The sequence below is a fragment of the Desulfofundulus australicus DSM 11792 genome (genome assembly GCF_900129285.1).
Classification (GTDB): Bacteria; Bacillota; Desulfotomaculia; order Desulfotomaculales; family Desulfovirgulaceae; genus Desulfofundulus; species Desulfofundulus australicus.
This window is the reverse complement of the sequence record NZ_FQUW01000024.1, coordinates 17,430-30,145: the sequence shown is the minus strand read 5'-3', so window position 1 is coordinate 30,145 and position 12,716 is coordinate 17,430. Positions and strand designations below refer to the sequence as shown.

At 64.3% G+C, this 12,716-nt stretch carries 6 protein-coding genes; 3 read left to right on the top strand and 3 right to left on the bottom strand.

The window, feature by feature from the left end; genetic code table 11:
• Positions 1 to 13: 13 nt before the first annotated feature.
• Together addA and addB are read right to left on the bottom strand one after the other, a co-directional pair.
• Positions 14 to 3,898: a helicase-exonuclease AddAB subunit AddA gene (gene addA, locus BUB44_RS09960; RefSeq protein WP_073165816.1), complete on the bottom strand. Its 3,885-nt coding sequence runs from the start codon at positions 3,896 to 3,898 to the stop codon at positions 14 to 16.
• Entirely contained in the window at positions 3,873 to 7,484 is a 3,612-nt protein-coding gene (gene addB / locus BUB44_RS09955; RefSeq protein WP_073165814.1) for a helicase-exonuclease AddAB subunit AddB, read from the bottom strand. Before addB ends, addA begins: the two co-directional genes overlap by 26 nt.
• 968 nt (positions 7,485 to 8,452) lie before the next feature.
• On the opposite strand from addB, the gene BUB44_RS09950 reads away from it, so the two are divergent.
• The 3 genes from BUB44_RS09950 (at position 8,453) to BUB44_RS09940 (ending at position 12,073) form a co-directional block, all read left to right on the top strand.
• Entirely contained in the window at positions 8,453 to 9,997 is a 1,545-nt protein-coding gene (locus BUB44_RS09950; RefSeq protein ID WP_083543191.1) for an SLC13 family permease, read from the top strand.
• A 118-nt stretch (positions 9,998 to 10,115) separates the two neighbouring features.
• The gene (locus BUB44_RS09945; RefSeq protein WP_242655945.1) at positions 10,116 to 10,676 is read left to right on the top strand and encodes an LbetaH domain-containing protein; all 561 of its coding nucleotides are present in this window, start codon (positions 10,116 to 10,118) and stop codon (positions 10,674 to 10,676) included.
• Complete coding sequence (locus BUB44_RS09940) at positions 10,655 to 12,073, top strand: ArsB/NhaD family transporter (RefSeq protein WP_073165809.1); 1,419 nt, start codon at positions 10,655 to 10,657, stop codon at positions 12,071 to 12,073. The genes BUB44_RS09945 and BUB44_RS09940 overlap by 22 nt, the downstream gene beginning before the upstream one ends.
• 68 nt (positions 12,074 to 12,141) lie before the next feature.
• On the opposite strand, the gene BUB44_RS09935 is transcribed toward BUB44_RS09940, so the two are convergent.
• A complete protein-coding gene (locus BUB44_RS09935) occupies positions 12,142 to 12,699 on the bottom strand; it encodes a CBS domain-containing protein (protein WP_073165806.1) in 558 nt (185 codons plus the stop codon).
• Between the last annotated feature and the right edge of the window lie 17 nt (positions 12,700 to 12,716).

Here is a 12,716-nt window from a genome sequence, read left to right as displayed (position 1 = left end):
TTCCATCCCCCCTTCATACCGCCACCGCCCGGTTCAGGGCGAAAAAGTAGAGGTATTTTTCCCGCACCGGCCGGGAGAGGATTTTTTCCGCCGCCCGGCCGTACAGGTCCAGCTGGATGCGGTAGCGCCGCACGGCCCCTTCCAGGCCCTCTTCCGCCAGCCGGTCAGTCTTATAGTCAATGACCACCAGCCCGCTATCTTCCACCAGCAGGCAGTCAATGACTCCCTGCAGGAGGATGCTTTCCCCCGCCGGCACTGCCGCGGACAATTCCGGGTAGAGCTCCGTTACTTCCAGGCCCAGGGTAAAGGGCACTTCCCGCCAGAGGCGCCCTTCCCTGGCCGCAGCCAGCACCCGCTTCCCCAGGGCGGTCCGCCAGAAGCGGGCAATTTCCGCCGGGCGGACCAGCTGCACCTCCTCGGGCCGCAGGATTTCCCGCTCCACCAGCCGCTCCAGGTGCCGGCGCACCGCCGCCTCGTCCGGGAAATCTTCCAGCTCCAGGCTCTGCATTACCAGGTGGACCACCCGGCCCCGCCCGGCCCCGGTAAACCTGTCCCCGGTGTAGAAGGCGGGCAGGTCGAAGCCGGGCGGCAGCTCCCTTTCCCTTTCCGCGGGCTCTTCCCCCGGCAACTCCAGGCCGGGCATTTCCCCGCCCGCCTGCTCCTCCAGCTCCTCCTGCCGGTGCCGCCACTCGGTAACCGTGATCTTGGAGGGCAGGCGGGCCAGCTCCCGGTGGGGGTTGCTCCAGAACAGGCGCCGGCCCAGCTCGTCGGGGCCCACCAGTTCCTCCCTGCCGCCCGGCCAGCTTTCCTCCTGCTGCCGGACCCAGCCGGCAGGCAGCGGTTCCAGCCGCTCCAGCAGGTGGAGCCAGGGAAAGCCCGCACCCTCCTGTTCCGGGCCGCTGGCCGTCCACAGTTCCCGGAGGGAGGCCGCCGGCCACAGGTGCACCTGCCAGCTCCCCGTCCCGGCCACCGCCGGTTCCTCGCCCGGGGAGAAGCCGGCCAGGGCCGGGTGGCTCCACAGGGCGGGGCCCAGCCAGTCCAGGGCGCACCTGGCCCCCGCCTGCAGGGAAACGCCCAGGGGGCCCTCCGGCGGCACCGCTGCCGCCTGGCTCTGCCACTGCCACACCCGCTTTTCCAGGTCGCGGACGGCGGCAACCACGATCAGGCGCTCCCGGGCCCGGGTCAGGGCCACATACAGAAGGCGCATTTCCTCGGCCAGGGCTTCCAGGTGCAGGCGCTGCCGGATTACCCGGTGCAGGACGGTGGGGTAGCGCATCCCCCGCTCCAGGTCCACCACCTCCGGCCCGCAGCCCAGCCGGCGGTGCAAGAGAAAGCCGCCGCCCAGATCCCGCAGGTTGAACCGGCGGCCCGGGCCGGCCACCACCACCACCGGGAACTCCAGGCCCTTGGCCCTGTGCACGCTCATAATCCGCACCACATCTTCATTTTCCCCCAGGGAACGGGCGGCATCCATATCCCCGCCCTTTTCCCGGATCTGTTCTATAAAGCGCAGGAAGCGGAAGAGGCCCCGGTAGATGGTTCCCTCGAAGAGGCGGGCCCGGTCCACCAGCGCCCGCAGGTTGGCCTGGCGGACCGCTCCCCCGGGCATGGCCCCCACCAGGTCGTAATAGCCGGTCTGGCGGTAAAGCTCCTCCAGCAGCTCGGCGGGCGGCAGCCGCCGGGCCAGCTCCCGCCAGCGCTCGAGTTTTTCCAGGAAACCCCTCAGCTTCCCCGCCAGCTCCGGATCCACCCCCGGCGGCTGCTGCGCGGTTCTTTCCACCGCGGTATGGAAATCGCCTTCCGGGCAGGCCAGGCGGATCTGCGCCAGCTGCGGGGCGGCCAGCCCCACCAGGGGGGAGCGGAGCACCGCCGCCAGGGGGATGTCCCGGCGGGGGTTGTCGATGATCTGCAGGAGGGAAAGCACCGTTTCCACCTCCGGGGAGTCGAAATACCCTCCGGAGCCGTCCGCGGTGGCCGGGATATCCAGGCGGCGGAATTCCTCCAGGAAGACCCCCACCCGGCCCTTCAGGGAGCGCATCAGCACCACCACATCCCGCCAGGTGACCGGCCGGTACTTTCCTTCCTGCCGGTCGAAAACACAGAACCCCTCCCGGTGCACCAGCCGGTGGATCCTTTCTGCCACCCAGCGGGCTTCCAGGCGGGTCAGGTCCAGGTCTTCCACCTCCGGCAGCCCGTTATCGCCGCCTCCCTCCCCCCCTTCCTCCCGGACCGCTTCCGGGGCGCGGAAATCCAGCAGGTGGAACTCCACCGGCCCGCCCGCCACCCCCGGCGCGTTCTCGGGAAAGACAGCGCCGGGGTAGAGGCGGGCCTCGTCGTCGTAATCCAGTTCCCCCACCCGCCGGGTCATCAACCGCTCAAAGATATAGTTCACCGTTTCCAGGATCTCGGGCCGGCTGCGGAAGTTGGTGCGCAGGGCCAGGCGCCAGCCCGGCCCCGGCTCCCGCCCCGGGCCGTAGGGGGTGAAACGGCGGTAGCGGTCCAGGAAGACGGCGGGGTCCGCCAGCCGGAAGCGGTAAATGCTCTGCTTGACGTCGCCCACCAGGAAGCGGTTGTCGCCCCGGGAAACCAGTTCCAGGATGGCCTCCTGGACGCCGTTGATGTCCTGGTACTCGTCCACCAGCACCCCGGCGAAGTGCTCCCGGTACTCGCCGGCCACAGGAGAAGGGAACAGCGGGGCCCGGGGATCCGCCGGTGCTTCTTCGCCCCAGGGGGAGCCCTCGCCGTTTTGCGCCAGGATGGCCAGGGCCCAGTGCTCCAGATCGGCAAAATCGGCCACGGCCCGCTCCAGCTTGGCCCGCCGGTAGGCCTCATCAAAACGCAGGGCCAGGGCCACCAGTTCCCGGACCAGGGGAGCCGCCCGGCCCAGATCAGCAATCATTTCCTCCGGCGGGCGGGAGAAATATTCCTGCAGGAGGGCCCCCACCCGTTTTTTGACCTGCTCCCGCAGTTTTTTCACCCGTTCCTTAATTTCTTGCCTGGCTTCTCCCCTGGCCGTCCTGGGCAGGGCCGGCCAGGCCTGCCCCTCCTCAAAGGCCTGCCGGAGCCCGGAAAAGGGCCCCTGCACCTTTTCCAGCCAGCCCCGCACCCTGGCCAGGTCTTCTTCCAGCACCGCCGCGTACCGCTGCGGCCCGCCGGGGCCGGCGGCCAGACGCCGCGCCTCTTCCAGCTGGTCCAGCCAGTGTTCCATTTCCAGGCGGATCATTTCCCGCCATTCTCCCACCCAGGGCTGCTCTTCAAAGGGGCGCTTTTCCACCCCGGCCAGGGAAGCCGCCACCCAGTTCAGCCAGGCCCGGGGCCGGGGCAGGCTGCGGGCGAAGTCATACAGGCGCAGGACCACTTCCCCCAGCTCCCGGTCGTCGCCGTGGCGTCCCGCCAGGACCCGGGCCAGGTAAAGGAAGGGGGTCCCGGGCGGGGAATCCCGGTGCTCCTCGTAGCATTCCTCCAGGACCTCCTCCAGCACCTCCAGGCGCAGGAGGGAGGCCTCGTTTTCATCCATCACCCTGAAGCCCGGGTCCAGCCCCAGCAGGTAGAAGTGGCGCCGCACCACCTCGCCGCAGAAGGAGTGCAGGGTGCCGATGGAAGCCCGGGGAGCGAGGAAGAGCTGGCGCAAAACCAGGGGGTCCCCCGGGCGCTCCTGCAGGGACCGGTTCAGGGCCGCAATGACCCGCTGGCGCATCTCCCCCGCCGCCGCGTCGGTGAAGGTCACCACCAGCAGGCGGTCCAGGTCCACCGGGTTTTCCCGGTCCAGCAGGTGGCGGATGATCCGCTCCACCAGCACGGCCGTCTTCCCCGAGCCGGCGGCGGCCGAAACCAGCAGGTTTCCTCCCCGGAGGTTGATGGCCGCAAGCTGTTCACCGGTCCAGCGAATAGAGGTCAAGGTCCCCCACCTCCTCTTCCGCAGCCATTTTCCGCAGGCGCTCGCGCAGTTCCCCGCCCTCCACCGCCAGGTTCCGGTAGCGGTTTTCGGGCAGCCAGAGGTCGAAGCGGCAGACGGGCCGGTAGGAACAGGTGCCGCAGGCACTGCTGCCCCCCGCTTTCAGCGGGGCTATATCCACCCGGCCCTGGAGGATGCCGCCGGCAATTTTCCCCAGCAGCCCGCGCAGCACGTCCAGGAGGAGCCGGAATTCCCCGGGGGTGAAGACGGACGCCTCGTGGCGCCTGGTTATACTGCCCCCGCTGCCCAGCCCGGCGGGCACCAGCAGGGAGGTGGTCCCGGGGGTGAGGGCGTGGTCCAGGAGGGGGTACAGCTCCCTGCCCTGATCCACCAGCCAGCCGGACAGCCTGAAGGCCTTCAACCACTCCCGCTCCAGTTCCTCCGCCGACAGGCCCGGCCGGGAGAGGTTCAGGATGGGGCGCTGCACCTGGAAGTAGAAGGCCCCTGCCGGCAGCAGCTCCCGCCCGTACCGGCGGCAGAGGAGCTGAAAGTGCTCCAGGGCCACCCACAGGTAGACCAGGAGCTGGAGCTGCACCCCCGCCAGTACCCCGGGGAGGCTCAGCCTGCTGGAACCGGACTTGTAGTCGATCACCCGCAGGTACAGGGCTTCCGCGCCCCGCCCCAAATCCACCCGGTCAATGCGGCCGCCGAGGGTCAGGACAACCTCCCCGCCCAGTTCCAGCTCCAGGGGGGGCAGGACCAGCCGGGGCCAGAAGGGCAGGCTGCCTGCATCCGCCCCTGCGGGCGGAGGCACCTCCGTTCCCCGGAGGCCGAAATAAACTTCCAGGGCGGCGGGGCGGAAGCCGCTGCCCCGCATCTGCCGGGCCAGCGCCCGGGCGGAATCACTCACCCGCTCGAGAAGCCGGGCCTTCTGCTGGCGCAGGCGGGCGCTGGAAAGCAAAATGCGGTTCTGCAGGCGGCAGGCCAGCTCTTCCACTATTTCCGCGCAGATGCCGTATACCTTATCATCCCCCAACTCCTCCCAGGAGGGGCCTTCTCCCTGCACCCGCTCCACAAAAAGCCGCAGGGCCTCGTGGTAGAGCTGGCCCGTATCGGGCGGCTCCAGCCGGTAGACCGCCCTCTCCTTCAGGCCGAGGCCGTAATCCAGGAAGTGGGCAAAGGGACACTGCACGAACCGCTCCAGGCGGGAGACGCTGCTGGAAAGCCTGTACTTCCGCCCTTCCCGCCTGCCCCAGAGTTTCCGTCCCAGCTCCGCACCGAGCGGGGGTTCCACATTGCGCCCCGCCAGCCCGGCCGCGATCACGGCCATTTTCTCCCGCCATTCTTCCCTTGCCACCAGCAGGTTGTAGGTCCACCACCAGAGGGGGTGCACCGGCAGCCCCCACGACGCTTCCCGCCAGCGCAGGGCCAGGCGGGAGAGCAGCCCCGCCGGGTGCTCCACATACTCCAGGTCCTCCGCACCGCCCGGCGGCTCCACGGCCAGGAGACGGGGTTCCAGGCCCGGCAACAGCTCCCGCACCCGGCCGATAACCGGCGAGGGAGTGACGGCCCGCCCTTCCCCATCCCCCAGGGGATAGCTCAGGTACAGCCTGCCCCCCGTGCGGGTCAGCACCCGGTAAATCAGGAACTGCTCCTGGTGCAGCCGGTCGACGGTTGCCGCGGGCAGCTCCCGGCCCCGCTCCCGCAGCAGGGTGGAGAGCTGTTCCCGCTCCCGTTCGGTGAATACCCCGGTGGTGCGGAGCCTGGCGGGCAGGCTGCCCTCCGTGAGGCCGGCCAGGAAGAGGGCCCGCACTTCCCCGGGTGGCCGGGAGCGGTCCAGGCTGCCCACGGTTACCGCGTCCAGGGCCGGGGGGATCAGGGCCAGGCGCAGGGCTTCCAGGCCCGCATCCAGCACGCCGGACAGCTCCGCCAGGTCGAGCTCCACGTCCCCCAGCACTTCCACCAGCTCACCCAGCAGGCCGCTTACCAGCCGCCACACCTGGCGGTGCTCCCGGGCCAGGTCCGGGCTCCCGGCCTCCCGGGCGGCCCGGCTCCATTCGTCCAGCTTCCAGGGCACCTCCAGTTCCAGGCACAGCTCCAGCAGGATCCGGGCCCACTGCCGGCCGGGAAGGCGGGCCCCACGCCCCCCGGCCTCTTCCCGTATCTTCAGCTGGGCGGCCCGCAGCTCTTGAATTGCCCGCCGGCGCAGGCCATCGATCTCCTCCAGTTCCGGGGGCGGGACCTCACCATGCTCCTCATCCCCGGTCCAGGTCCGGCCGGGCCGGTAATTCCAGGGGTCGGGGCTATACCAGCGGCTGCCCCGGATACCGGCCGCCAGGACGTAATTCTCCAGGCGGTCCACCTCTCCCGCGCTCAAGCGGGCCAGCCCCGTCTTCAAAAAGCGGAACACGGGCTCATAGGCCCATTTTTTCTGCCACACTTCCAGGGCCGAGCGCAGCAGCTCCACCAGGGGGTGATGCATTACCGGCTGCTGGTGATCGATGAAAAAGGGTATTTCATAATCCGCCAGCATCCTGCGGAAAAGGGGGAAATAGACGTCCACATCCCGCACCGCCACCATAATCTCCCGGGGGCGCAGTCCTTCTTCCCGCAGCAGGCGCCGGATGGCCCGGGCTATTCCCTCCACCTCGGCCCGGGGGTTCACCCCGGCCATCAGGGAGATGTTCTGCAGGCTCCCTCTGTAGGGAACGGCGGGATGGTGGAAAAAGTAGCGCTCCAGGTGGGCCAGCTCCGGCGCTCCCGCCAGGCGCCAGCTGTCACCGGGTTCCAGATGCTCCTCCCGCACCGCCAGGCCCGCCTCTTCCGCCAGGCGCCGGAGGCGCTCCCGGACCTGCCAGGGCCTGACAAAGGGGTCGTGCTCCGGCGGGCAGCCCGCAGCGGCCGGGTCCAGGCACAGGGTGACGGTTATTTCCCGCGCCCGGCCGGACAGCCCCTGCAACACCGCGTATTCCTGCGGGGTGAAGGAGGCAAAGCCGTCCACCCACACCCGGCAATCCTTTAAAAAGCCGGCCTCCGGCAGGCGCCGGGCCAGGAGGTCCAGGTAATCATCGGGGTCGGTAAATATGCCTGCCAGCTCTCCCTCCAGCCGGCGGTAAACCAGGCACAGGTCTTCCAGCTTCTGCTCCAGCTGGCCCCCGCTGCCGGGCACCAGCCCTTCCAGGTCATCCGGGGCAACCCGGTGCATCTTTAACTCACCAACCAGTTCGGATAAAGAAGCAAGAAAGCCCGGCCGGCCGGCCAGGGAGCCCATCAGCTTCAGGTTTTCCCTTTCTTCCAGCAGGATTTTTTTAAGCAGCATCCGCCGCCCCAGTTCGCTGACCGGCAGGCGGGCCGCACCGCCCGCTTCCCGCAGCACCCGGTAGGCCAGGCGGCGGAAGCTGTAAACGTGGGCCCGCAGGCTCCCCCCCTGCCCGGCCAGTTCCCGCTCCATGGTAAAGGTGGCCTGGTCCGGGACAATTAAAAGCAGCGGGGGGCCCAGGGGGTTCCTTGCCAGCTCCGCCCGGATTTCCTGCAGGCAGCGCCGGGTTTTTCCCGTGCCTGCCCGCCCGATTAAAAGACGCAGGTGCATCCAGCATCACTTCCGGTAAATGACTGTGTGCTCTTATCCAATTCTACCCGAAAAAAGAATCCCTGGCAATTTATACAGCCCGTTGCCGCCAGCCCGGCCTAAAGACAAAATAATTCCGAAAGTGCCCTGGTTTTAGTCGTCGCTCCCGGTCGTTTCGCTGGCCGGGCCTTAAGGCCTCAGCTCCGGTCTTCGGCGGGTACCGGCCACATTCACACCTCCTGTGTTCAGGTGGCCTCCGCGGACATCCTGTCCGTGGCCCCGCCTCATCCCGTCGCCTCGGCCTGGCCCGGCAGCGCTCACTCCAGGTCGCTCCTCCTTTAAAACCAGGGCACTTAAAACTTAGCTGCCGGGCCTTTTCCCGCACCCCTGCGGATGGCCGGGAAGCAGGCCGGCCGCGTTATTTTGTCATTACCGGCGCCGCAAAAAATTTTCTACCGGTCCTTAACTTGTGCTTGATTTCACGCACTAGGTGTGCTATGATGGTGGTGACAAAAGTAACCTGATTTGTCAGCGGGTTTTAATCCTTCTTCCATTCTGTGCACCAAACGGGATCAAGTCCATGGAACGCAGGAGCCAGGAGTCGTTTTCCAGCCTCCTATTTTTTAATCCGGCTATAGTGTAATCCTTCACAAATAATTGTGTCTTATATCACATAACCCATTATCGCCGGCAAAGGGCATTATCTATCCACCTCCCGAGAATTTTATCTCCCGGTATAACTGATTGACGAGAAAATATCCTGGTTTAAACCTCTCTTCCCGGGGGTTTTTGTACCCGGAAGTACATAAGTTCACAATAGATTATAAAGGAAATTTTCCACCCGGCAATTTAGCTGAAAAGGGGGTGGCCGTGGAGCTCAACCAGTTTTGACAGCCCTGGAACAAGATGACGGGGATGATTCCCCGCAGCAGCGCTCCACCTGGCCCTGCAGGCCAGGCAGGGGTTCTTTAACCTGAGGAGGGGTTATCATGGCCAAAACCTTAGAAGATGTTGCCAGGCGCACCGGCTCCCAGCCCGCCGCCAGACCTGCAGGAGTCCCCGGCCCGCTGGAGCTGCATAAGGAACTCAAGGTGAATTACAGGCGCATCGCCTTTATCTCCCTGGGCCTGGCGCTGTTTTTCCTCTTTTACTTCTTACCTCCGCTGCCGGTAGCCGTGGACCCGGCGGGCAAGGAATTCGCCCTTTCCAGGCAGGGCCAGATGGCCATCGGGCTGTTCCTTCTGGCCGGCATCTGGTGGGTGTTCGAGGTCATCCCCATTGGGGCCACCGCCCTGGCCATCGGCATCTTTCAGGCCCTGTTCGGCATCCGGCCGGCCGACGTTGCCTTCCGGGACTTTATGGATCCCTCGGTCTTATTCATCCTCGGTTCTTTGATGGTGGGCCTGGCCTTTACCAAAGCTGGCCTGACCAAACGGCTGGCCTTTAAGATGCTGCAAATTACCGGTGAAAATACAAAAATGATCCTGCTGGGAGTTTTCGTGGTCACCGTTACCCTGACCCTTTTCATGGCCCATACGGCCGTAGCCGCCACCATGTTCCCCATCTTAATGGCCATCCTGGGCCTTTACGGCACCAGGGAAGGAGAAACCAGCCGGTTCGGCAAGGCCCTGTTCATCGGCATGGCCTTCACCGCCGGGGCGGGCAGCGCCATTACCCTGCTGGGCGCCGCCCGGGGCATCGTGGCCCTGGGGTTCTACAAAGAAATTACGGGTCAGGAAATCAGCTTCGCCCGTTACACCGAGGTAATGGCCCTTTATGGCATCGCCATGATGTTTTTAATCTGGCTGCTGATGCTCATCTGGTTCCGTCCGGAGAAGGACCGCATTGCCGGCTTAAAGGAAAAGGTGAAGGAGCTTTCCGCCGGCATGGGCCCGCTGAGCAAGCAGGAAATCTTTGTGGGTGTAGCAGTGGCAGTAGTGGTGGCTCTCCTGGCCATGCAAAACTTCATCCCGGCCCTGAAGGGCCTGAATAAGAGCGCCATCATGCTCACCCTGGGCCTGTTGTTCTTCCTGACCCGGGTATTTACCGTGGAGGATCTGGAAAAGCGGATTCCCTGGAATATCGTGCTGCTTTTCGGCGGGGCCATGTCCATCGGCTTCTGCCTGTGGCAGACCGGAGCCGCCCAGTGGCTGGCGGTACACTGGCTGGGCATGTTTAAGGATGCACCCTGGTTGATCTTCGTCCTGGCCATCTTCTTCCTGGTGATGGTGATGACCAACTTCATCATGAACGTGGCCGCCATCGCCATCACCCTGCCCGTGGCCCTGATTATCGCCGGGTACCTGGGGGTCAACCCGGAACTGATACTGTGGACCTCCCTGGCCGCGGCGGCACTGCCCTTCTGCCTGCTGGTGGGAGCGGCCCCCAACGCCATCGCCTATGAATCCAAGCAGTTCACCGCCGGCGAGTTCTTCGTGGCCGGCATCCCGGCCAGCATTATCGCCCTGGCCCTGCTGGCCGTCTTCGCCCTGACCATCTGGCCGCTCCTGGGCGTGCCGGCGCTGCTAAAATAAAAGAAATCTGGTAATATATAATTAGTATTAGTGCGTCCTAGGGCCGGCCCCACAAATATCGGCCGGCCCTTTATCCTGAGAAGGAGGAAATACCGGAATGTTGCAGCAGGCCCCTGCAGTGAGCTGGAAACCCGGAGGTTTTCCCGTGGTAAGCGCCAGCGCCTTTGTTCATGAAATGGCCGTATTAATAGGCGAGGTAGTCATTGAAGAGGGTGCGGCCGTATTTCCCTGCGCCGTGCTCCGAGCTGATGAAGGATTTCCCATTATCATTGACGAATACAGCAACGTGCAGGACGGTGTGATCATCCATTGCCTCAAGGGGGGCAGCGTAACCGTAGGTAAAAGGTGCAGCCTGGCCCACGGGGCGATCATTCACGGACCGTGTGTCATCGGCGACAGCACCTTTGTGGGATTCCGGGCCACGGTTATGGGAAGCCGCCTGGGCCGGGGTTGTTTCGTCGGCCACGGGGCGCTGGTAAGCGGAGTGGAAATACCCGACGGCAAGTACATACCCGACCGGGCCGTGGTGAAAACGCCGGAACAGGTGGCCGGCCTGCCGGATGTCTCCCCGGAACAGGTATCTTTTGCTGCGGAGGTGCTGGCAGTCAACCGGGAGCTGTGTACTGCTTATCTAAATCTATTAAGGAGGGGTGAACTTTGTCCGAACAAACCCAGGTAATCCTGGCCACGGCCGTTTTCCTGCTCACCTACGCCGTCATAGTTTCCGAAAAAATCCACCGGACGGTAGTCGCCCTGGTGGGTGCGGCCATAATGGTCCTGACCGGGATTTTAAACGCTGAAGAAGCAACCCATGCCATTGACTTCAACACCATCGGCCTTCTGGTGGGGATGATGATCATTGTGGGCATCACCCGCCAGACGGGCGTGTTTGAGTATCTGGCCATCAAGGCGGCCCGCCAGGCCAGGGGCGAACCCCTGCGCATTATGGCTGCCCTCTCCCTGGTGACCGCGGTCACCTCGGCCCTCCTGGATAACGTGACCACGGTGCTGCTCATTGTTCCGGTTACTTTTGCCATTGCCAACCAGCTGCAGATCAGCCCCATTCCTTTCCTGATCGCGGAAATCATCGCCTCCAATATTGGCGGCACGGCCACGCTGATCGGCGACCCGCCCAACATTATGATCGGCAGCCAGACCGGCCTGGGATTCATGGATTTTGTGATCAACCTGACGCCGGTGGTTGCAGTTATCTATATCTTAACAATTTTCATGCTGCGCCTGATCTACCGCCGCCAGCTGGTGGCCCGCCCGGAACTCCAGGAAAAGATCCTGCACCTGAATGAAAAGGATGAAATCAAGGACCCCGTCCTGCTGAAAAAATGCCTGGTGGTGCTCGCCCTGACCATTGCGGGGTTTGTCCTGCACCAGTACCTGCACCTGGAGTCCAGCGTTATCGCCCTTTCCGGAGCCAGCCTGCTCCTGCTGCTCAACCGGAAGGACCCCGAGCACGCCCTGCAGGCGGTGGAATGGCCGGTAATCTTTTTCTTTGCCGGTCTCTTTGTGGTGGTGGGTGCGCTGGAGAAGGTAGGGGTTATTGAAGCGGTGGCCCGTTTCTGCCTGGAAGTCACCGGGGGAGAAATGGTGCCCGCGGCCATGCTCATCCTGTGGGTGTCCGCTATAGCTTCAGCCTTTGTTGATAATATTCCCTTCGTAGCCACCATGATCCCGCTGATCCAGGATATGGGCCGCCTGGGTGGGATAACGGACCTGAACCTGCTCTGGTGGAGCCTCTCCCTGGGGGCCTGCCTGGGAGGCAACGGCACCATCATCGGCGCTTCCGCCAACGTGGTGGTGGTGGGTATGGCCGAAAAAAGAGGTTACCCCATAACCTTCCTGGGCTATATGAAGGTGGCCTTCCCGCTCATGATCATGTCCATTGTGGTATCCACGGTTTACCTCCTCTACTGGCACTACGAACATGAACCGCTATCCCTGGTGGTAACCCTGGGAGCAGCAGCCATACTGGCCGTGATTACCACCCTTTTGAGCAACGTGCTCCTGCGGCGGGAAGACCGTTCGCCTGCCAGAACCCTGTCCAAGTACAAAGAAGCCTGAGGAACCATCAATAAAACACAACACCCGCCCGAAACGGCGGGTAATTTTTTGCTCCAGATCCTGTTTTCCTATTCCCCGGCCATAATCCTGCTCAGTTCTAAAAACAATTCTTTATCGCGAATCAAGCCCACCATCCGGCCATCTTCCACCACCGGCAGGATTTCAAAACCGCTATGGGCCAGGAGGAAGGCCGCCCGGCTCAGGGGATCCTGCGGCTTTAGCAACGCCGGGAAGGGGCGCATGACTTCCCGCACTTTTTTCCCGGCCATATCCTGAACACGGGTGCTGAACAGGCCGCTGTATGAAGGAGGTTCCCCGGAGGATAAGGGAATTGACCAGCCGGCATAGGATTCCCGCTGCGGGAGGGGCAAATGGGCCCCGGCCAGCAGGTGGTGGATTTTCAACAGGCCGGCGGGAATTCTGGCTTCCAGCACCACAAGGGGCGGGATGGCCCCGGCCCGTGACTGCAGGGCAACCCTCTTCATCAGGTTTACGGCCTCTTTTAAACTGCAGTCCGCAGAAATGGTGCGGCAGGCTTCCAGGGAAACCATCAGCTCCCCCACCGTTTTTTCCCGCTGATACGACCTGGCCAGGATATCACTGGCGGACTGAACCAGGGCAGGCATTGTTGCATTCCCCCTTG

Excerpts from the sequence above, each read along its gene's own strand:
- BUB44_RS09950 (WP_083543191.1), top strand. The coding sequence starts at position 8,453 with ATGGCCAAAACCTTAGAAGATGTTGCCAGGCGCACCGGCTCCCAGCCC.
- BUB44_RS09935 (WP_073165806.1), bottom strand. The coding sequence starts at position 12,699 with ATGCCTGCCCTGGTTCAGTCCGCCAGTGATATCCTGGCCAGGTCGTAT.
- addB (WP_073165814.1), bottom strand. The coding sequence starts at position 7,484 with ATGCACCTGCGTCTTTTAATCGGGCGGGCAGGCACGGGAAAAACCCGG.